Source organism: Mesorhizobium sp. ISC11, assembly GCF_037162595.1.
Taxonomy (GTDB): domain Bacteria; phylum Pseudomonadota; class Alphaproteobacteria; order Rhizobiales; family Rhizobiaceae; genus Mesorhizobium; species Mesorhizobium ciceri.
This window is the reverse complement of sequence record NZ_JAVSPW010000001.1, coordinates 3,403,992-3,423,129: the sequence shown is the minus strand read 5'-3', so window position 1 is coordinate 3,423,129 and position 19,138 is coordinate 3,403,992. Positions and strand designations below refer to the sequence as shown.

The 19,138-nt window shown below is 62.2% G+C and carries 19 protein-coding genes; 2 read left to right on the top strand and 17 right to left on the bottom strand.

From position 1 onward, the window contains the following. Genes RPF88_RS16830 through RPF88_RS16795 form a run of 8 tightly spaced genes read right to left on the bottom strand, consistent with a single transcriptional unit; the run spans position 1 to position 7,443 of the window. Complete coding sequence (locus RPF88_RS16830; protein ID WP_063170147.1) at positions 1-987, bottom strand: GNAT family N-acetyltransferase; 987 nt, start codon at positions 985-987, stop codon at positions 1-3. After that, the gene (locus RPF88_RS16825) at positions 984-2,132 is read right to left on the bottom strand and encodes a glycosyltransferase (RefSeq protein ID WP_082826655.1); all 1,149 of its coding nucleotides are present in this window, start codon (positions 2,130-2,132) and stop codon (positions 984-986) included. The genes RPF88_RS16830 and RPF88_RS16825 overlap by 4 nt, the downstream gene beginning before the upstream one ends. 7 nt (positions 2,133-2,139) lie before the next feature. Next, the gene (locus tag RPF88_RS16820; protein WP_063170148.1) at positions 2,140-3,072 is read right to left on the bottom strand and encodes a hypothetical protein; all 933 of its coding nucleotides are present in this window, start codon (positions 3,070-3,072) and stop codon (positions 2,140-2,142) included. After that, on the bottom strand, positions 3,065-3,826 hold the full coding sequence (locus RPF88_RS16815) for a TIGR04290 family methyltransferase (RefSeq protein WP_013533206.1): 762 nt from the start codon (positions 3,824-3,826) through the stop codon (positions 3,065-3,067). The genes RPF88_RS16820 and RPF88_RS16815 overlap by 8 nt, the downstream gene beginning before the upstream one ends. Before the next feature lie 2 nt (positions 3,827-3,828). After that, positions 3,829-4,632: a sugar phosphate nucleotidyltransferase gene (locus RPF88_RS16810; RefSeq protein WP_063170149.1), complete on the bottom strand. Its 804-nt coding sequence runs from the start codon at positions 4,630-4,632 to the stop codon at positions 3,829-3,831. Next, positions 4,632-5,732, bottom strand: a complete 1,101-nt coding sequence (locus tag RPF88_RS16805; RefSeq protein WP_063170150.1) for a CgeB family protein — start codon at positions 5,730-5,732, stop codon at positions 4,632-4,634. The genes RPF88_RS16810 and RPF88_RS16805 overlap by 1 nt, the downstream gene beginning before the upstream one ends. A 14-nt stretch (positions 5,733-5,746) precedes the next feature. Further along, positions 5,747-6,343, bottom strand: a complete 597-nt coding sequence (locus RPF88_RS16800) for a histidine phosphatase family protein (protein ID WP_063170151.1) — start codon at positions 6,341-6,343, stop codon at positions 5,747-5,749. After that, on the bottom strand, positions 6,340-7,443 hold the full coding sequence (locus RPF88_RS16795) for an inositol-3-phosphate synthase (RefSeq protein WP_013533202.1): 1,104 nt from the start codon (positions 7,441-7,443) through the stop codon (positions 6,340-6,342). Before RPF88_RS16795 ends, RPF88_RS16800 begins: the two co-directional genes overlap by 4 nt. A 155-nt stretch (positions 7,444-7,598) precedes the next feature. On the opposite strand from RPF88_RS16795, the gene RPF88_RS16790 reads away from it, so the two are divergent. Further along, the gene (locus tag RPF88_RS16790) at positions 7,599-9,341 is read left to right on the top strand and encodes a hypothetical protein (protein WP_063170152.1); all 1,743 of its coding nucleotides are present in this window, start codon (positions 7,599-7,601) and stop codon (positions 9,339-9,341) included. Between the two features lie 10 nt (positions 9,342-9,351). Here RPF88_RS16790 and RPF88_RS16785 read toward each other — a convergent pair whose 3' ends face one another. From RPF88_RS16785 to RPF88_RS16745, 9 genes are all read right to left on the bottom strand, one after another. After that, positions 9,352-9,537, bottom strand: a complete 186-nt coding sequence (locus RPF88_RS16785; RefSeq protein WP_013533200.1) for a hypothetical protein — start codon at positions 9,535-9,537, stop codon at positions 9,352-9,354. A gap of 93 nt (positions 9,538-9,630) precedes the next feature. Then, positions 9,631-10,677: a UDP-glucuronic acid decarboxylase family protein gene (locus RPF88_RS16780; RefSeq protein WP_013533199.1), complete on the bottom strand. Its 1,047-nt coding sequence runs from the start codon at positions 10,675-10,677 to the stop codon at positions 9,631-9,633. Between the two features lie 23 nt (positions 10,678-10,700). Next, a complete protein-coding gene (locus tag RPF88_RS16775) occupies positions 10,701-11,804 on the bottom strand; it encodes a CgeB family protein (RefSeq protein ID WP_063170153.1) in 1,104 nt (367 codons plus the stop codon). Further along, complete coding sequence (locus RPF88_RS16770) at positions 11,801-12,895, bottom strand: CgeB family protein (RefSeq protein ID WP_013533197.1); 1,095 nt, start codon at positions 12,893-12,895, stop codon at positions 11,801-11,803. The genes RPF88_RS16775 and RPF88_RS16770 overlap by 4 nt, the downstream gene beginning before the upstream one ends. Beyond that, positions 12,892-14,022, bottom strand: coding sequence for a CgeB family protein (locus tag RPF88_RS16765; protein WP_024502363.1), 1,131 nt, complete (start codon positions 14,020-14,022; stop codon positions 12,892-12,894). Before RPF88_RS16765 ends, RPF88_RS16770 begins: the two co-directional genes overlap by 4 nt. Positions 14,023-14,024: 2 nt before the next feature. Continuing rightward, a complete protein-coding gene (locus RPF88_RS16760) occupies positions 14,025-15,125 on the bottom strand; it encodes a glycosyltransferase family 4 protein (RefSeq protein ID WP_063170155.1) in 1,101 nt (366 codons plus the stop codon). Next, a complete protein-coding gene (locus RPF88_RS16755) occupies positions 15,110-16,402 on the bottom strand; it encodes a TIGR04295 family B12-binding domain-containing radical SAM protein (protein ID WP_063170156.1) in 1,293 nt (430 codons plus the stop codon). The genes RPF88_RS16760 and RPF88_RS16755 overlap by 16 nt, the downstream gene beginning before the upstream one ends. After that, positions 16,399-17,472 (bottom strand): NAD-dependent epimerase/dehydratase family protein, encoded by a 1,074-nt coding sequence (locus RPF88_RS16750; protein ID WP_063170157.1) that lies wholly within the window; start codon positions 17,470-17,472, stop codon positions 16,399-16,401. The genes RPF88_RS16755 and RPF88_RS16750 overlap by 4 nt, the downstream gene beginning before the upstream one ends. Next, positions 17,469-18,575, bottom strand: coding sequence for an NAD-dependent epimerase/dehydratase family protein (locus tag RPF88_RS16745; RefSeq protein ID WP_024502367.1), 1,107 nt, complete (start codon positions 18,573-18,575; stop codon positions 17,469-17,471). Before RPF88_RS16745 ends, RPF88_RS16750 begins: the two co-directional genes overlap by 4 nt. 205 nt (positions 18,576-18,780) lie before the next feature. On the opposite strand from RPF88_RS16745, the gene RPF88_RS16740 reads away from it, so the two are divergent. Then, entirely contained in the window at positions 18,781-19,053 is a 273-nt protein-coding gene (locus tag RPF88_RS16740) for a hypothetical protein (protein WP_063170158.1), read from the top strand. Positions 19,054-19,138: the final 85 nt, after the last annotated feature.

Sequence of the window (19,138 nt, the reverse complement as noted above, 5' to 3'; positions counted from 1 at the left end):
TCAACTCCGCGTCCAGACCCTGCGCATCGTCCACCTGTCGGCGGCGCCCCAGCCATATTTGTAGGCCTCCTGGCCGCGCAGGAAATCGAACTCGCGCGCATCTTCACGGATCGACTCCACGATTGCGTGGCCAATCAGGATCGCGCCCGGGCTCTCCTCGGCATAAGCAGGGTCGAACCCACCCAGATAAGCGTAGGCACGGCCGCGGTGGTGAAATCCGTAATAGGCACCGATGGTCCTGTCATCGATCGCGAGCAGCCAGCATCGCACCAGACCATGAGCATCGAGCAAGGGAAGCGAGAGCCGATGGAATTGCTCGACGGCGGGGTTGGCCAACACACCCCCTCCGTGTTCGGCCCATCGCACATTGTGCAGGCGGATCAATTGATCGAGGAAGGTTTGCGGACTGCCGTTTGCCGATGACAGCGCAATCCGGCCGCATCTTGATGCCGCCTGGCGCGCCCGACGCAACTGGCGTCTGCGTCTTGCGGGGACGCAGCCTGCCAGCGTTTCGTCGCCGGCGATGGCGAGCACGGGGCAGGCGGCATGGGCGGTCGGCCGATCCATCTCGGGATGCTTCATCGCAAGGGCGACGCTGTCCTGCGGCAAGTCCGACAAGATCCATTGCGCCCACCCGATCGAGAAGATCGACTCGCTGATAATGCCGACAACCTCGGCTTCGATCCCAGGGACAGCCAGGATGTCCAGATAGTCGCTGAGCGAAATGCCGACCGGAAGCAGCTTCGAACCGGCCGTCCCGTGCTCGAGATAGAGCGGCGCCAGCCCGACCAGATCGCCGCCGCGCCAGACCGCGACTGTCGCCAGTTCACCGGGTGCGAATGCGTGCCACCATGGCACCAGCCAGGCGGGAGATTGAAACGGCGTCGCCGAGGGACTCTGCTGCCACAGTTTCCACCAGTGCGGCGTCAAGGCGTCGAACTGCGCGGGGTCACCGATGATTTCGCAGCGCAGCACCGCTTTGCTCACGGCGTCGCAGCCAAGCGCCGGCGACCAGTGCCAAGCTGTGCCAGCGCCTGATAGGCATCCATGTAAGACGAGATCATCCGTTCCAGCGAAAATCGCCGTCGCGCCTCCGCCCTGCATGTCTCGGCATCCAAGCTGGGCGCCGCAAGAATGGCTTGGGCCATCTCGTCGACCGTGTCGACGAGAAAGCCCGTCCTGCCGTGCTCTATGACGTCGGGAAGCGCACCATTTGGAAAGGCGACTACCGGGGTCCCGCAGGCGAGGGCCTCCATGGCCACAAGCGAGCTGGTCTCGGCTGCGAGGCTCGGAATGACCAGACAGCGCGCTGCGTTGAGAAAGCGTCGCTTGGCGGTGAAGCCGAGCGGGCCAAGGAAGCGGCGGCGGCCATCGAGGCGAGATTGGACCTCGTCGCGAAAGTACCGCGTATGCGTTTCGTAGGGATAGACCTTACCGCCGACGACCAGCGGAACGCCTGCTAGTTTGGCTGCATCGAGCGCCAGGTGAATGCCCTTCTCCGGGCAAACCCGGCTCAGAACCAGGGCAAAGTCGCGCTTCGGCTGCGGCAGGTTCAGTGCTTGGATGTCGACGCCGTTCGGAATCGGTGCCGTCAGCCTGGCGCCTGATGGCGCGGTTTTCTGCTGGCTGGGTGAGACCGCATGAAGCCAGAGGTCGCCACGCGTCGGGCGCAATGCCGCGGCCGGATACCAATCCAACGGCAGGTGGAGGGTCACCAAGGTCGGACCATCGTCGGGCAGATAAGCGTCGAAATCGATGCCGTGCAGATGAACCACATCGATGGGCCATCGGGCGCGGGCAGCGGCGATCGCTTTGCGATGGGCCTCTTGCGCGCGGCGCTTCGCCGCCTCGTCGAGCATGCCGTTTTCGGCCGGTATTTCCACAAGCGTGCCGCTCGTGCTGGAGCCACGGCAAGCAATGACGATAGATCGATGGCCGGCGTGAACCAACGCCCGATCGAGCATCGACAGAACCTGTTCGGCACCGCCGACAGCGTCGGGTCCGACGGGCGCGAGAGGGTAGGCGACATTGAGGACGGTGAGTGTCGCGGCCGGTTGCGTCCCGGTGCCCTGCGCCGCATCCCCACCTGTCAGTGGTGTTGCGAAGTCCGGCATCTGATGCATGGGCAGCATGACGATTTCACGCGGCCGAGGCCCGCCGCGTGGGGAGCGAGGCGGATGTCATGCCAGGCGCATAGCGGCGGATCATGGTTGAGCAGAATTCCGCGAACTCCTCCGGCACCAGTGGCGGGCTGGTGTGGTGGGGCATCATTCCGCGATGCTGAGGTGTGAAGCAGAAGGTGACCGTCACGTCGAAATCGGCGAGTGCTTCCATCTGCCGGTCGAACCAGTCCAGCGCATTCGGCCGAAAACTGTCCGCCCAGGAAAGCCCGGTACGCATATTGGTGACACCCAGCCGCTTCAGCCAGGCGACAGCGTCGTCCAGCCGCGGATCTTCGAAATGAAACCACTGCACCAGTCCCATTGCGGGTGTATAGCGCAGGAATTCCTCCAGCGCGGGCTTTGGCGTGCCGTCCTGGCGCAGCAGCCCCATATGGAAATGACGGTAATAAGAGGAGCCTTCGGCTTCGCGGTGACGCGTCGTTGCTTCCCATTCACGCGGAAGATCGTAGAGGCTGTACCACTGGACGCGTGGTGCATTGCCGAGCAGCAATTCAGCTGTTCGCTTGAGCCCCCAGACCTGGATTTCCTCGGCGCCGAAGGTCGATACGCCGACTTCGCTGACCCAGATGGGAAGGTCGGTGACGGTCGCGATCTCGCCGATCTTCTGCGGCCATTCCTGGATTTGCCACAGGTTCCAGTCGAGCGGAAAGCCGTGCACGGCGACGGCGTCGACATGATCCAGCACGCCGAATTCCTTCATGCGGGTGATGAATCCCGGGTCTATCGGCGAGATGCCACCGAGCACTTTGGTCAAAGCCGGGTTTTCAGATGCGATTGCGTCCGCCGCCAGGATTGCCATCCTGGCGAAGCGGCTCCAGTCGGGGTCGAGCTCGGGATCCCAATGCGATTTGTTGTTGGGCTCGTTCCAGATCATCGCGGCTTCAATCATGGCGCTGTCCTTTCGAGGGGTAGACGGGACCGCCACTGGCCGGGTCGCCTGCGGCCCGGCAGAAATAGACCTCCTGCTCAGGGTGCAGAACGATCTCGAAACCGGCGCTGCGCAGCATCGCTTCGGTGCAGGCTCGATTGGGTATCCACCAGTTGGTCGGGTCGTCGGCATAGCGGTGCTCGATGAAATGGAGCTTGGGAAATTCCGGCCGGTCGAACAGGTCATGCGTCCAGAAATGATAGTTCTCTTCCATCTCGGGAAGATCGGTGCTGCCGCGCTGCATGGACTGGAAGATCATCAGATCACCGGCGACATGCTCACGGATAAGGTCGAGCGCAAGCAACGGGTGGCGCAAGTGATAAAGCACCCCCATGAACAGCACGATATCGAATGTTTCGCGCAGGGCGCCGACGTCGTAGACCGACAGTTTCTGGAATTCGATCTCGCAATTGGCGATCTCGGCGGCAAAGCGGGCCTGCGCCAGATAAGCCTCATCGAAATCAATGCCGAGGACACGGGCAGCACCTCGCCGTTTCATCTCGATGGAATAGAAGCCGGCATTGCAGCCGATATCCAACACCGTCTTGCCTGTCAGATCCGCGGGAATGGCCTCGGCGAATTTGCGCCATTTGATCAGCGGGTAATTGCCGAGAAAATGGTTGGGAGCGGTTTCGACACCGGCCAGTTCCATGTTGTGGAACCATGGGCCGAGAGCATCGATACGGCGGCGGATTTCGGCATGGGAATGCAGCATGGTCAGGCTCCTTCGCCGGGAACGACAGGCACATGCGGGTGTGCTCCACCCACAAGCATGGCGGTTTGGCGTTGTTCGGATGCGACGCCCTCTTCGAGCAGCCGAAGAGCCGTGCGATAGCCGTTGAAGGTGCCGACATCGACGTAGGAGACTCCGGCCCTGACACCGTAGGCTTCACCGCCGGCAGCCAGATAGGCATTGATCAGGGTGCCGATATATTCGTCACGCCGGTCCCGTTCACGCCAGAGTGCAGCGAGTTGGTGCAAGATCCGGCCCGGCATCTTGAACGCCCCCCAGATCCAGTTCGTGGCAGCGTCTTGCCGCTTGACCAGAATTTCCTTCACCCGATCTCCCTCGTCGAGAACCACGGCATCGAAAAATTCCGGGCGGTCCACCGGGAAGAGCAGAAACGATAGGGAACTATCCGGCAGGCAGGAGAAGCCGTCCTCGGGGAACCAGATCGTATCGGGCAAACCAATCAAAACCGTCTCGTCGGGCGCGACGAGAGGCGCTGCCCGAAAAATCGCATCGCAAAGTCCAACAGGGTTGGGCTGCACCACGAACAGAGCCGCAGCGTCACCATAGCCGGCGGCGTAATATTCGAGAATGTCGGATTTGCCCGATCCGATGATGAAACAGATCTTGTCGACGCCGGCGCGCACCATCCGCCGCACCAGGTACTCGCTCACCGCGCAGGGACGCTCCGTCTGTCCATCGATCCGACTGCCTACCGGCAGCAGCTCTTTCGAGAAGCCGAGCGGTTGAATGCGGCTGCCGCGCCCGGCAGCGGGCACAATGCCCAACATCAGACTGCTTCCATCATCGGTTCGCGGGGAGATCTTTGAAAGGCGTCGTTTAGAATGTGGTCCAGCTCCGCCGCGCGCCGGGCAGAAGTGTGTTCATCCAGAACCCGTTCGCGCGCACGGGTTTTGATGGCATCGAGTTCATCTGCCGGCAAGGCGAGCGCCGCGACCACGTCATCGGTGTCGTGGGCCAGCAGGATCTCGCTGCCGGGTTCGAAGAAGCTGCTCAGGCCAGGCCAGGTGTCGGTTATGATCGGCACCCCGCATGCCGCCGCTTCGAACAACCGGCCCGAAGGACACCAGCCTTTTTGCACCATCGCCTCGCGGGTGACATTCAGCGTCAGTCGGGAGGATGAGAAAAACGCCGGATGATCGGCCGGTGGCAGATGCCTGACGAAGAAGATGTTGTCGCCCCACGGGAATTCCTGCGGATACTGTGCGCCGCCGATGATGAAGCGCTGATCCGGTAGACGCGCGGCGGTGCGGACCAGCAGCTTTTCGACGCCGGCCTGGCGATCCGCCGCGTAGGTCCCGAGATAGGACAGATCACCGGCGAATTCGGCCCGCTTCTCTGCCGGCCGGTGTTGGTCGGGATCGACGTGCCCATAGAGCGGCACCACATGGCGCGCACCCAGAACCGTCTTCAGCGCGTCGACCGCCGAGCCGCCGGTGTAACTCAGGACGAGGTCGAAATCGGCAAGACCCTCAGGGCCGAAATAGGGTGGACGCTCACCTTGTTCGATGCGGGCAAGCGTGACCGGAGTGTCCAGATCGTAGAACACACGCAGTCCGCGGCCTGCCTGCTGCGCCAGCCGCGAGGCGTCCACGGCGTCGGGACAATAAGAGGTGACAATAACGACATCCGATTGTTTGACTGTTTGCTCCGCGACCCGGCGGATGTCCTCCCAGTCCGGGTAGAGCACGACGTTGCCGCCGTCCAGGCGATCAAGATCGCGCGCTCCGGCATAGTAGGGCGTGTCGCGTTCGAAGAAGGTAACGGACCAGCCGCGCCGGGCGAGGGCTCGGATCAGTCCCCTCCATAAGGTGGCATGGCCGTTGCCCCATGAAGACGTGACGGTAAGACCGAAAATGACCATCTGCATCCGGCAAATCCTCGTCAGGCAACTTCGTTCAATCGGATCAGCTTCGCCCCCCAGTCCCCCGATACGATCGTCGTGATCGAAGCGGGATCGATGTCGAAGCGAAAGCAGTCGCCGGCCGGCAAGCCAAGGACCTTGCAGACGGCGGCCTTGATCACATCGGCGTGGCTGACCAGGGCGACACACTGATTCGGATGCTGCTCGTGGACAGCATTCATCACCGCGACGACGCGCTGCTGGACATCGTGCATGGTCTCGCCACTCGGTGTCCTTGCCACTTGCCGCTGATCATTCCAGGCTCGCCAGCTGGCGTCGCCATTCAGCTCATCGAAAGTCTTTCCCGACCAGTCGCCGAAGTCGATCTCGTCAAGTTCGGCGCAGATCGCGATTTCTCCGACACCGCAGGCGAGCGCAATTGGCAGCGCCGTCTCTCGGGTACGCTCGCGCGGGCTGCACAAGATCGCGACGATGGGCTCCCGGGCCATGCGGCAGCCAAGCTGCGTTGCCTGCGCCTTACCGGCATCGCCGAGGCAAACGCCGTCCATACGGCCTGCCAGATAGGAGCCGACATTTTCGTGTGCCGCATGGCGGATCAGAAAGAAGGTCGTCGTCATTCTGCGGCATCGAGCAAAGGCTCGTCCTTGCCTGCGATAAAAGCGAGCGTGCGCTGCCGCGCTTCGGCGTCGGTGAACTGTTCCGGAGGCGACTTCATGAAATAGCTGCAGGGACCGGTCAGCGCGCCGGCTATGCCGCGATCGAGCGCCAGCTTGGCGCAGCGTACCGCATCGATCACCACGCCGGCCGAGTTGGGCGAATCCCAGACCTCCAGCTTGAGCTCGGCATTGAGCGGCACGCCGCCGAAGGTCGTGCCTTCGACCCTTATATAGGCCCACTTGCGATCGGTGAGCCAAGGCACATGGTCGCTCGGGCCGACATGGATGTTGCCCGGCTCCAGGGGAACATCGAACTGGCTGGCCACGGACTGTGTCTTGGAGATTTTCTTCGATTCCAGCCGCTCGCGTTCCAGCATGTTGAGAAAATCGGTGTTGCCGCCGAAATTCAGTTGATAGGTGCGGTCGATGCGTACGCCGCGTTCACGGAAGAGATTGGCTAGCAACCGATGCACGATGGTCGCGCCGACCTGGCTCTTGATGTCGTCGCCGACCAGCGGCAGCCCGCGCTGCTCAAAGCGCCGTCGCCATTCCGGACGTGAGGCGATAAAGACCGGTATGCAATTGACGAAGGCGCAGCCGGCCTCGAGTGCGCATTCGGCATAGAAGCAGGTCGCCTCCTCGGAACCCACCGGCAGGTAGGAAACCAGCACGTCAGCGCTGCTGTCACGCAGGATCTCGGTGACATTGGCAACCGGCTCGGGAGCTTCTTCAATCTCGTCGCGCAAATATTTGCCGATCCCGTCCAGCGTCGGTCCGCGCTCGACGCGAACGCCGGTTGTCATGGCGTCGGCAAAGCGGAACGTGTTGTTGGGGGCGGCGTAGATCGCTTCCGCGACGTCGAGGCCAACCTTGCTCTTGGCGACATCGAATGCGCAGACAATCTCGATGTCGTCGACGTGGTAACCGCCGAGGTCGGCATGCATCAGCCCAGGGATTGGTTCGTTGCTTTTAGCGTGACGATAGAACGAGAGGCCCTGCACCAGGGAGGATGCGCAATTGCCGACCCCAACGATACCAACACGAACCTTTTTCGATCCCACGAAACCGCCACCCTATGTTGTTCAAAGGTAAGTTCCTGGCGCCGAACCATCAGCTTGCCGGAATGTTCCTCCACCCATCGAAAAATTGCGCGAGACAGCATGGATCGAAGCCGCATCCGATGCGTTCCCGCACGGCAAGCATTGGAAACCGATCGATGATCGTCTACGGCGACCACAAGCGGACGCAGGACGCACAACAGCTTCGCGAAGCAGCAGGCGAAATGGCCGTAAGACTTGATCGGATGTCTCATGGCATCCGACGCCATGCTGCATTGGTCGGACTGTTCATCAGCGTGTCGGAGCTGGTTCAGGCGCTTGCCGACGTCGATTTCGGAACCTGCGGCATCGACATTTTTTCGCCACGGCAACAGCAAGGCGCCAGGCTGCTGGTCGGGCTTGCGGCAGAGGTAGCGAAGTCGTGGCGAAGCGGTTTCAACGTTGGCGGTGGCATCGATCCGGGACTTCTCAAGCTGCTGGCCGGGCTCGACTGTCAGGCCGAGGTTCTGACCGGCTCCGCTGAGGGTTATGCGCATTATGCGCTTTATCCCGAAAGCTATTTGGACGCGGCGCAGAAGTCGGGGCTCGATGCGAACACATGCGTTATCGGTGTCCGCAGCATTGGCCTTGGGCTCGCAGCTATGGTGGCGGCCTCGATTGGCGCGCCTGCGCCATTCAGCGTTCGTCCGATCGGCCATCCCTTCCACAGGCACATCAACGCCGATCCGCGGTCGATCACCGCTTGGAAGAACAATCCATCGGCGCGTTTCGCCGTTGTCGACGAGGGTCCCGGCCTGTCCGGCAGTTCGATGCATGCCGTTGTCGTTTGGCTGCGTGAACTGGATGTCGATACGGACCGCATTCACCTGTTTCCCAGCCATTCAGGCGGCCCGGGCAGCGAAGCGTCGCCGGAGGCTCGGGAAACGTGGTCGCGCTGTCCGAAACATGTGGCGACGGCGTTTGAATGCACCTTCTCCGAAAGCTCGAAAATTCCCACGCTGCGCGATTGGGTGGCCGAGGCGGTCGGCAGGCCGGAATTAAACCTGACCGAACTATCTGGTGGCGAGTGGCGGGCCGCCCACTATGCCGACGAAGGACGCTGGCCGCCGAGCCCACGCGGTACCGAGCGGCGTAAATTCCTGGCGTCCGCAGGGCGTGACCGCTGGCTCGTCAAATTCGCCGGCCTCGGCGAAACCGGACTCCGCAAGAAACGAGCCGCGGCGATGTTGCATGAAGCCGGGTTCGGATCGCAAGTTGTCGCGCTTTGCCATGGCTTTCTGGTTGAACGGTGGATTGATGGCAGCACGATGGATCAGGCGCCGCTGCCCAGGGAAAAACTGATCGCGGAGCTCACAAACTACCTGACCTGGCGTGCGCTCAATCTTCGAACTTGCGAACCGGGTGCATCATTGCTTGCTCTCGCGGAGATGGCTGTTTCCAATGCGTCGGAAGCCTTGGACGAGAAACGCGCAGCGACGTTGCGCGGTTGGCTCTCGAAACCGACCTCCGCGCATGTGCTGCAGCGCGTTGAAATCGACGGAAAGCTTCAACCGTGGGAGTTTCTCGTTCGTGCAGATGGCACGGTGCTCAAGACAGATGCTGTTGACCACTGCCGGGCACATGATTTGATCGGCTGCCAACCGATCGAGTGGGACATTGCCGGCGCCCGCGTCGAGTATGGACTGTCCGACAGCGATGTGAGGACCTTGGTCGAGGGAATGGAACTTGCCATCGACCATGACCACATCGGCTTTTTCGAACCATGCTATTTGGCATTCCAACTCGGGCTCTGGAGCACGGCTGCGCAATCCGAAGACGGCGGGGAAAAAACAAGGTTGGCCGAGATGGCAGACCGATATAGGATGCCGCTGATACGGTTCCTGGACGAATGCCGGATATGATCGTTTCCGATCAGTCCAGCCTTCGCAGCATGTCTGCTTCCTGCTCGAGAATAGTGGCCACTTCCTCGCGCTGCAGATGCGTCATCATCAGGCTGACGCAGCACTCGAGATAGGTAATCGAGGCGCGCCGCAGATAGGCAGCGGTCTCGCGTTCGGCCATCTGGTCGATATCCCTCGAGGGGCGCTTGGGTTGCATGAGGGTGATCCTCCATATCGGGTCCTTCTGCCAAACCACAAGCCTGGGCGGATGTTCCGCACGATCTCGGGAAAGGTTCGGCGCCATCTCGCATCACGCCGGAAGGTTCTGCAGCCCTCCGGGTGCGGGCCTCGCTCTTTTGGCAAAGCCCGTCATCTGATCGCCGATGCGGCTGCCTTCGAGAGCTGCGAAATAATCGATCGTCAGCTTGAGCCCTTCGTTGAGGGGCACCTTCGGCGTCCAGCCGAGCAGCGCTTTTGCACGCGAAATATCGGGCTGCCTGCGCCGAGGATCGTCTTGCGGCAGCGGTAGAAATCTCAGATCCGATTTGGTACCCGTCATCGCCTTCACCAACGCAGCCAGTCGCACGATGGTGAATTCTCCGGGATTGCCCAGATTGACCGGCTTGCCTGGATTGGGATCGATATCCATCAGGCGCCTCAATCCATCGATCTGATCGGAGACATAGCAGAAGGATCGCGTCTGCAAGCCGTCGCCGAAGATCGTCAGGGGACGTTTCTCGAGCGCCTGCATGATCAGGTTCGAGACGATGCGGCCGTCCGCCGGATCCATTCTCGGACCGTAGGTGTTGAAGATGCGCGCGACGCGCACGTCGGCTTTGCCGGCTCTCAGATAGTCGAAGCAAAGCGTTTCGGCGGTGCGTTTGCCCTCGTCGTAGCAGGCGCGCGGACCGGTGCAGTTCACGTGGCCGACATAATCCTCCCTCTGGGGATGCTGTTCCGGATCGCCATACACTTCGCTCGTCGAGGCCTGTAGCAGCCGCGCGTCATATCGGACAGCGAGTTCGAGCAGGTTGAGCGTTCCAATCACGCAGGTTCGCGTGGTGTGGATAGGGTCGGCCTGGTAACGCGGCGGCGAGGCAGCGCATGCCAGGTTGAAGATACGCTCCACGGGCTCGCCGAGATCCAATGGCCGGCAGATATCCTGCTCGATCAACCGGAAACCCGGATGGTCCATGATCGAGATGATGTTCTCCATGCGCCCAGTCAGAAAATTGTCGGCGCAGATCACGCGCCAGCCGTTGCGGAGCAATGTTTCGCAAAGATGCGAACCGAGGAATCCCGCACCGCCGGCAACAAGCACTGCCTTTGCCCTTCGCGCGTTTCGTGTTTGTCGCATCGCCGTTTTCTCCTGTCTGCTGGTCATGCTGCGCTTCCGATGTCGAAATCGAGGGCCGCCGCCCTTGGCTGTGTCAACGCCGCCACGAATTCGCGGGCCCTGGCCGCACCGGTGTGGGATGCGAGGACGCGTTCGCGGGCCCGGCGGGCCATGGCGAGGCGTGTGCGCTCGGACTCGCCGAACAGGATCTCGACGACATCGTCCGTTTCCCCGGCGGTGTGGATCGCCGATGCAGGAAAGAAGCTGTCGAGCCCTGGCCAGCGATCGCTGATGATGGGCGTGCCGCAAGCAGCCGCTTCGAACAGGCGCACACTGGGCGACCATCCGGCAGCTATCATGGAACTGCGTGTGACGTTCAGCGTGTAACGCTGACGGCTGTAGAACGCGGCATGATCGGCGGGCGGCAGATGTTCGATACGTTCAACATTGTCCGGCCAGATGATGTCGGATGGGTATTGCGAGCCGGCCACGACGAAACGCCGGTCCGGCATATGCCGTGCGGGCTCGAGCAGCAGCGCATTCAGCATTGTCTGCCGGTCGGCACTGTAGGTGCCGAGATAGCCGAGATCCCAGCGGATCGGATCGCCAGTCCGGTGGTGCCGTTCCGGGTCGACCGAGCAGTAGAGCGGCTCGGCGCGGCGCGCGCCGAAGTCCTCCACCAGACGGCCAAGCATCGGCCCGCCGGTGAACGAGAAGTAGACGTCGAAGTAAGGAATCTGCCGCCAGCTCAGATAATCGCAATCGTCGGCTGAAAGCTGCGCCACGGTCACCGGCGTGTCGATGTCGTAAAAGCAGAAGCGCCCTTTGCAAAGTGAAGCGACGATGTCGATGACCACGCGCCCTTCCGGCACGAACGAGCCGATGACGACGATGTCGGCCTGCTCCAGGCACCGGGCGTAGTCGCGTTGTAACTCCGCGGTGGTTTCGTAGTAGCGCAAGGCGCAGAAATCCGGATCGCGCAGATCGCGGTGGTTTGCGTACCACGGCACCTCGCGCTCCAGAAAGGTCACGCGGTGGCCGAGTTCGTGCAGACCTTTCAGCAGGCCTCGAAACGTCGTGGCGTGGCCGTTTCCCCAGGATGAGGACAGCGACAGGCCAAGAAAGACGATGTCCAATTGCTTGGTCATTCCGCTGCCTCCACGGTCCCCTGCTCGAAGTGACGTTTGAAGACTGCATCGGCCACGTCCGCCCGCAACGCGTAGGTGTGATCGGCCAGCACGCGGCAAAGTGCGGCCTGGCCGATTGCCTTTGCCCGACTGGAGGTCAGCGAGCACATGATCTCGGCGACATCGCCGCCGTCGCGCGCCACCAGGATCTCCTCGCCTGGTTTCAGGAACAGTTCCACGCCCAGCCACGCATCGGTGATGAGGCAGGCGCCGGCGCCGGCCGCCTCGAAGACACGCGTGGCCGGTGAAAAACCGTTTACGGCCATGCTGTCGCGGCTGATGTTCAGAACCGCCTTGGGTGTGACGTTGAAGGCATTGTGATCGCGGGTGCCGACGTGACCGAGCCAGCCGACATTGGCGGGAAGCGGCTTGTCCCCCCAGCCCGATCCACCGAGGAGAAAACGCTGTTTCGGCAGCTGGCATGCGGGATCGAGGAAAAACGCTTCGACCCGTGCCTCACGATCCGGCAGCCTGTTGCCAAGGAACGCCAGATCGCAAGCGAAACGCGCATTGCTGGTGACCGGATAATGCGTTTGGGGATCGAGCGCATTGTAGATCGGCACGCATTCGTTCGCCCCCATGGCACGGTAGGCCCATACCACGGGGTCGCCGCCTCCATAGGTCAGCACAAGGTCGATTTCTTGCAGGGCGCTATGGAGCGGATGGTCCGGTTCGTCGCGCAACTGGGCAAGGGTTGCCGGAGCGTCCACGTCCCAGAATACCACCAGCGCGTCGCTGCGGGCGTGGTCGAGAACGGCGCGCAGCAGCGCCTCGTCCTCGAAACCGACGCCACTCGCCTTGACGACGATGTCGGCGCTGGCGGCACGTGCCGCGACCTGCATCAGCGCGTGCTGGGTCGCTTCATAAACGACGACAGTGCACCAGTCAGGCGCCTCGATGTCGCGATTCTTCTGCCGGTCGTAGACGTCGGGTTCATAGAAGGTGATTTCGTAGCCCAATTGGGAAAGCGCCTTCAGCAACCCGCGATAGTAAGTCGCGGCACCGTTCCAGTAGGACGACAAAAGACTCGATCCGTAGAATGCCATCTTCATGCGGCGGCTTCCTTTGCGGTGGTGTTGTTGATGGTATGTTCGGTCGTGCATGCCGTGAGCACGCGGAACAGCTCGTCAACGCGGTGCTGGCAGGTATGCCGGGAGCGAATGGTCTCGAGGCCCGAAGTCACCAGGGAAGCCGCGAAATCCGCATCGGCCAATACCGCCCGCAAGTGTTGCCGCATCTGAGAGCCGTTCTCCGCAAACAGGAAGTCGACGCCGGGCCTGAACAACTGCTCGACATCGGACCAGGGTGCTGAAATCAGCGGAATGCCGCAGGCGAGCGCCTCGAACATCCGGATCGTCGGAATTCCAGGCAATCCCTCACGATAGGGGCGCCGTGGGATGTGAACGGTGACACGATGCGCGGCGAACGCCTTCGGCACATCGGCATTGGCGATCCACCCATCATAGCGCAGTCCGGCGGCGGCCAGGTCCGCAAGTGCGGGCTTGGGATAGCGTACGCCGTGAACAGTGGCCTCGAGACCGAGATCGTGTACTGGCTCGATCAGAAATTCCTTGAGTTCGGCAGTCCGCTCATCGTCGCCCCAGTTTCCAATCCAGACCAGATCGGACATGGGATGGATCTCTGGGTGCGGCTTGAACAGGCGATCGTCCGCGGCTTCATGCCAGGTGAAGACGCGCTTGCCCCAGCCGGCGCGCAGATAGCTCTCGCGCAAGGTCTCGCCAAAGGCGAGGACGCCGTCATAGTGCTCCAACCGTAGCGCCGAGATTGCCTCGGTCGCCGATACGGCCCGGTGATGGGTGTCATGAAACAGAAGGATGAAGTTGCCGCCAGCGGCCCGGGCACGGCCGATGCGTGCGACAAGCTCCGGATCCGTCCACTCATGAACGATCACAACGTCGGCCTCGGCGATCCAGGCCTCGTGATCGAACCCGGCATTGTAGGTCACCGGCATCAACTCTGGGAAATCCTTGCGGAAGCGTTCGATGGCGAAGGATCCCTTCTCGGCCAACAGGTTCGAACGGCTCCAGCCGTCGGACGGCTCCAGCGCGACTGCCTGGTGCTGGCGCGCGATCAGATCCCGCATGATACCGCGCAGGAAATGGGCATTGCCGTGGTTCCAGTCGGATACGACCGAGTGGGTGTAGAACAAAAAGCGCATGGTCAACGCCCCGCCATAGCCAGGGCCGCCTTGTCGTAGACGCCTCGCATGGCTGCCGCTTGCCTGGCCAGTGTAAACCGGCGGCTCCGTCGCATCGCTGCCTGGCCGAGCTCTCGCCTGAGTTCGGCATCGCTGGAAAGACGATTGAGGCCGGCAGCGAGGTCGTGCGGATTGCGCGCGTCAAAGAACATCGCAGCCCCGTCCCATAGTTCGCGATAGGTTGCGATGTCGGAAAGCACCAGGGGCGTCGCCGACATGGCAGCTTCCAGCGCGGCCAGACCGAATGGCTCATAGATCGACGGCGACACGAAAATGCCGGCGCGCGCCATCAAGGAGCGCACCTCGTGAGACGGCAGTGCTCCCAGAGGAACAGCATAGCTGAAGCTGGTACGCCCGCCGTTCGGACCGTGCATCGAACCGGCGGCAAAGACGGGCCATCGCGTCAGCGACGCGGCCTGGTCGATCACCGCCGCATTCTTCCCCTCGTCCCACCAGCGGGCAGCGGCGAAGACGAGCGGTTGGCGCTTTTCGGCCTTCGGCACCGGACTGGCACTATTTCCCACCACACTCAGACGCGCGATCGGGCCGTAGCAGGTCTCAAGCATGTCGGCGTGGCTGCGGCTCGGCACGATGACTGCGTCGGCCCGATTGAAGCCACGCCTGTTGCGCTCCTTCTGCCAGGCCCACGCGCCATCCACTGCCTGTTTCCTGACGGCGTGGAACCATGTCGTCACGCAGGAATGGGAGACCGCCACGGCTGGGCACGGCGCATCGAATCCCGCCGCCTGCGTCGGCGCGTTGAAATGGACTAGGTCGATGGCGTGGTCGCGCATGGGCGCAAGCAATTCTCGCGGTAGCGCATCCAGGTCGCCGCCGTTGTGGGTCATCCAATCCGGCGGCGTGTTCAACCAGATCAGCGTGGTGAAAGCCTCTGCCTCCGCAGCCTGCTGCCTCGTCGGCTGGGGACCGAGCCCGGCAAGCACCACGCTGTCGCCGCCGTTCACAAGTTCCCTTGCCAGATCAAGCGCATAGCGCCATACGCCGCCCACGGCATCGACGGTCATCAGGATGCGCCACGAGCGCGGCGTCAGTGTCCGCAACATGTCGCCTCCAGTTCCGCCAGCGGCCGGGGCCGCTTCTCCTGGATGTCACTGAATTTCTGGAAGGATGCGAGATAGTGGTCATGGGCGCGCTCCCAGGCAAGGTCGTCGGGTTCGCCCCAAAGCTCGCGATAGCTGGGCGAACTCGGATACGGATAAAGCGGAACAGGTTCATTGGCCCATACGCCGTGGTCGATCAGGTGGGTTCGCCAGCGCTCGACCAGGGCGGGATCATCCTCGACCACGCCGATCAGATTGGCTTGAACGAATGGAACGTGACGTCTAGCATCGACGAGCAGCGCGGCAAGTTCCTCGGTGCCCAGCCGGCAGCGCTTGGCCAGCATCGCCCGGCCTTCAACCGTCAGGCTTTCGAGCCCTGCTTCAATGGAGACGCAGCCTGCGGCGCCCAGCAATTCCAGCAGCTCGGGCTTCCACAGATCGATGCGGGTCTGCACGCCGAATTTCACATTGCGATCGACCAAGGCTTCCAGCAACGCTTTTTGCGGCAGGAAGATTTCGTCGATGAAGTAGATGTAGCCGACACCTTGGGCAATCAGCCGATCGATCTCCGCGACCACCGCTTCGTGGTTTCGACGGCGATAGGCATCACGGAAATCGATCTTGGCGCAGAAGCTGCAATTGTAGGGACAGCCGCGCGATGCCTCGACTTCCGCGCCGAACCCGACCTGATTGTCATCGAACCTGTGATGGTGGTGCGAATGGGCTGCGATCCAGTCCGCAGGCCATTCGAGGGGTGGATGATCGACAAACGAGCTGGCGTGGACGCCGCCGTTCGAAACCACCCTGGCATCCCGCAGATAAGCGGTTGAGGGCACTGCGCTCCAATCGTCGCGCCGGGCAAGTTGCTCGACGACTTCTTCGCATTCGCCGCGCACGACGATGTCGACGCCGAGCTTGCGCAAGGTTGGCGCCGGCGTGGCCGAGCCGTGCGGCCCGACGGCGACCGTGCGTCCACCGCGCCCGGCGAGAAGGTTGAGGAAATCGGCCGGCACGCGCAATTCCGGCGGTGCGCAGCGCCAGAACAGATAGGTCGGCGCGGTACTGACGACAGTCATTGCCGGGGCGAAATCGGCCACCCGCTCGCAAAGACCGGAATTGTCGAGCTTCTGCAACTGACCATCCAGCATCAGCACCTCATGTCCGGCGGCTTCGAGCAGGGCCTTCGAATAGCCGAGTTCCAGCGGCAGATGTGGTTGGCGGCAGCCGAAATAGATGCTGTCGTCGTAGGTCCAGAATGGGTTTACCAGAGCGATTTTCATGCGACGTACCTCACGGCTTCGGGGTGAGGCTCGAGCCGGTGGCGCTGCAGCCAGTCGGCTAGGTCGCGGACGCCTTCGCGCCATGAAACCTGGGCCATCCAGCCAAGCGCGGTTTTGATCTTGCGGGTGTCGGCGACGAAGAAGGGCTGGTCGCCGGTGCGTTCGCCATCATGGCGGATTGAAAGCTCATGGCCGGTCAGGCCACGGATCTCGCTCAACAGCGTGCGCAGGCTGAGCGCATTTTCCGGGCCGCCGCCAAGATTGAATGCCTGGCCTTTGGTCGTCTCGATGTGGTCGAGTACGGCCCTGTAGGCGGCGACGGCATCGGAAACATGTAGGATATCGCGCACTTGCCTGCCGTCACCGTAAATGGTGATGGGGCGTCCCGTCAGCGCGCTGAGCAGGAAGTGCGCGACCCAGCCCTGGTCCTCGGTTCCGAACTGGCGCGGTCCATAGATGCAGCTCATCCGCAGCACCGCCGTCGGCATGCCGTAGGATTTGGCGTAGTCGAGCACATACTGGTCCGCCGCGCCCTTGGAGCAACCGTAGGGCGTGCAGAAGTCCAGGCCCCGAGCCTCATCGATGCCGTTCGCCTGGATGACGCTGTCGCAAGGCACATAGCGGTCGCCGTCCTCGCGGACCGCGACGTCGGGCAGGCTGCCATAGACCTTGTTGGTGCTGGCGAAGACAACAGGAATACACTCACCGCTCAGTCGCGCCGCCTCCAGTACGTTGAATGTTCCGCGAAGGTTGATGTCGAAATCCTCGCCCGGCTGGACCAGGCTTGTGGTGACGGCGGTTTGCGCGGCCAGATGGAAAATTGCCTTTGAACCCGTCAGAGCCGGCGCCAAGGCGTTGGCGTCCCGCACGTCGATGGTCTCCACCGTGAGGCGACTGGCGTGTTTTTGCGCCAGCCATTCAAGGTTCTGCTGGACGCCCGGACGGCTGAGATTGTCGATCACCAGCACCGGTTCGCCATCCGACAACAGGCTGTCGGCGAGGTTCGATCCTATGAAGCCGCTGCCGCCGACGATGGCGACCGGCGCGTCGCTTCGATTGCGTGTGTTCATGACACCAGCCCGCGTTCTTCGAGCTCGCGTTTCATGTCGGCGCCGCGGTCGACGGCGGACGTGTTACGCACCCAGGAAACGAAATCGCCGAGCGAATTCTCCAGTTGCCGCACCGGCTCGAAACCGAGCAGCTCACGGGCCTTGGAAATATCGGCGAAGCAGTTGCGGATATCGCCGGAGCGCGCTTTGCCGAGCAGTTCGGGCGAGCGGTTCGGTGTCCCCATGGCCTCGGCCAGCAATCGTGCGACTTCGCTGATCGCGTAGGCTCGGCCGCTGCCGATGTTGATGACATGACCCTTTGCCTGGCGTTGCTGCAGTGCAAGGCGAAAGGCGCGGGCGACGTCATGCACATGGACGAAATCGCGCTTCTGTTCGCCATCCTCGAAGATCATTGGCCGTTGGCCGTTGGCGAGACGCGAAGCGAAGTTGGCCAGCACGCCGGTATAGGGGTTCGACAATGCCTGGCCGGCGCCGAAGACATTGAACAGGCGCAACGCGACAGCATCGATGCCATAGGCTTCGCCGAAGATCAGCACAGCGCGTTCTTGTGCGTATTTTGTCAGCGCATAGATTGAGGCGAGATCGACCGGCTTTTCTTCGTCCGTCGGCAGCGGCGAGAGGGGGGCTCCCTCTGGCGACAGCGGATTCCATTGCCCGCTTTTGATGTCGCTCGCCTTGCGCCGGGCATTGTCGATGCGCCGGCCGTCTGGCGTTGCATAGAGCCCTTCGCCATAGACGCTCATCGACGAGGCGACGACGATCCGTTCGACCGGGTGCTTGATCAGTGCTTCAAGTAGCGTTGCGGTGCCGAGATCATTGGCGCCGACATAGCGCGCGATCTCGTACATCGATTGTCCGACGCCGACTTCCGCCGCCAGATGAATGACCGCGTCAACACCTTCCAGCGCACTGGCGACCGCCTCCCGGTCTCGGACATCACCTTTGATCAGTTCGGTCCCGGCGGGAAGCGCGACGGCTTCGCCCGCATGCACCTGCTCCAGCAGCGCATCGAGGATGCGAACCGAATAATCCTGCTCGACGAGTTCCTGTGCGACATGCCGGCCGATGAAGCCGCAGCCTCCTGTAACCAATATGCGTTTCACGACGACTCCTCAGACAAGTAACCTCGGCGCCCCGAACTTTTCGGCAAAAGGTTTGTTCCCTTGCTTCAACAAAGTTCCTTTGGCGGACTTCGTTGGGCCGGCATCGCGATCACGGCGCGGTGCTGGAACATTGACGCCCTTGTGCTGTTAGGACGCCCGACAGCCCGCGTGTCCCATGGAGCAACGCCGATCAAAGGAGATTTCAATGTCTCAGTCGCAAACGACCACCGACCACGACGAAATTCGCAAGTGGGCCGAGGAGCGGGACGGCCGGCCGGCAGTGGTACGCACAAAAGGCGAGGGCGGCATCCTGCGGATCGACTTCGGTGAGCCTGAGGAAGCATTCGAGCCCATCGAATGGGACGAGTTCTTCCGGATATTCGACGAGAACGATCTGGCCTTTCTGTATCAGGCCAAGACTGGGGAGGGGAAAGCCAGCCGTTTCAACAAATTCGTCGAGCGCGATCAGAAGGGCTGATGACGCAAGCCAAGCGGCTGATCTGTACGGCCCAGTTGTCGAGATGTGGTCAACAATGACGGCCCCGCGGCTTAGCACTTCAGCC

What these genes read in the sequence shown, in the direction of transcription:
- RPF88_RS16825 (WP_082826655.1), bottom strand. Translation starts at nt 2,132, where the DNA reads ATGCTGCCCATGCATCAGATGCCGGACTTCGCAACACCACTGACAGGT.
- RPF88_RS16820 (WP_063170148.1), bottom strand. Translation starts at nt 3,072, where the DNA reads ATGATTGAAGCCGCGATGATCTGGAACGAGCCCAACAACAAATCGCAT.
- RPF88_RS16815 (WP_013533206.1), bottom strand. Translation starts at nt 3,826, where the DNA reads ATGCTGCATTCCCATGCCGAAATCCGCCGCCGTATCGATGCTCTCGGC.
- RPF88_RS16810 (WP_063170149.1), bottom strand. Translation starts at nt 4,632, where the DNA reads ATGTTGGGCATTGTGCCCGCTGCCGGGCGCGGCAGCCGCATTCAACCG.
- RPF88_RS16805 (WP_063170150.1), bottom strand. Translation starts at nt 5,732, where the DNA reads ATGCAGATGGTCATTTTCGGTCTTACCGTCACGTCTTCATGGGGCAAC.
- RPF88_RS16800 (WP_063170151.1), bottom strand. Translation starts at nt 6,343, where the DNA reads ATGACGACGACCTTCTTTCTGATCCGCCATGCGGCACACGAAAATGTC.
- RPF88_RS16790 (WP_063170152.1), top strand. Translation starts at nt 7,599, where the DNA reads ATGATCGTCTACGGCGACCACAAGCGGACGCAGGACGCACAACAGCTT.
- RPF88_RS16785 (WP_013533200.1), bottom strand. Translation starts at nt 9,537, where the DNA reads ATGCAACCCAAGCGCCCCTCGAGGGATATCGACCAGATGGCCGAACGC.
- RPF88_RS16780 (WP_013533199.1), bottom strand. Translation starts at nt 10,677, where the DNA reads ATGCGACAAACACGAAACGCGCGAAGGGCAAAGGCAGTGCTTGTTGCC.
- RPF88_RS16775 (WP_063170153.1), bottom strand. Translation starts at nt 11,804, where the DNA reads ATGACCAAGCAATTGGACATCGTCTTTCTTGGCCTGTCGCTGTCCTCA.
- RPF88_RS16770 (WP_013533197.1), bottom strand. Translation starts at nt 12,895, where the DNA reads ATGAAGATGGCATTCTACGGATCGAGTCTTTTGTCGTCCTACTGGAAC.
- RPF88_RS16765 (WP_024502363.1), bottom strand. Translation starts at nt 14,022, where the DNA reads ATGCGCTTTTTGTTCTACACCCACTCGGTCGTATCCGACTGGAACCAC.
- RPF88_RS16760 (WP_063170155.1), bottom strand. Translation starts at nt 15,125, where the DNA reads ATGTTGCGGACACTGACGCCGCGCTCGTGGCGCATCCTGATGACCGTC.
- RPF88_RS16755 (WP_063170156.1), bottom strand. Translation starts at nt 16,402, where the DNA reads ATGAAAATCGCTCTGGTAAACCCATTCTGGACCTACGACGACAGCATC.
- RPF88_RS16750 (WP_063170157.1), bottom strand. Translation starts at nt 17,472, where the DNA reads ATGAACACACGCAATCGAAGCGACGCGCCGGTCGCCATCGTCGGCGGC.
- RPF88_RS16740 (WP_063170158.1), top strand. Translation starts at nt 18,781, where the DNA reads ATGTCTCAGTCGCAAACGACCACCGACCACGACGAAATTCGCAAGTGG.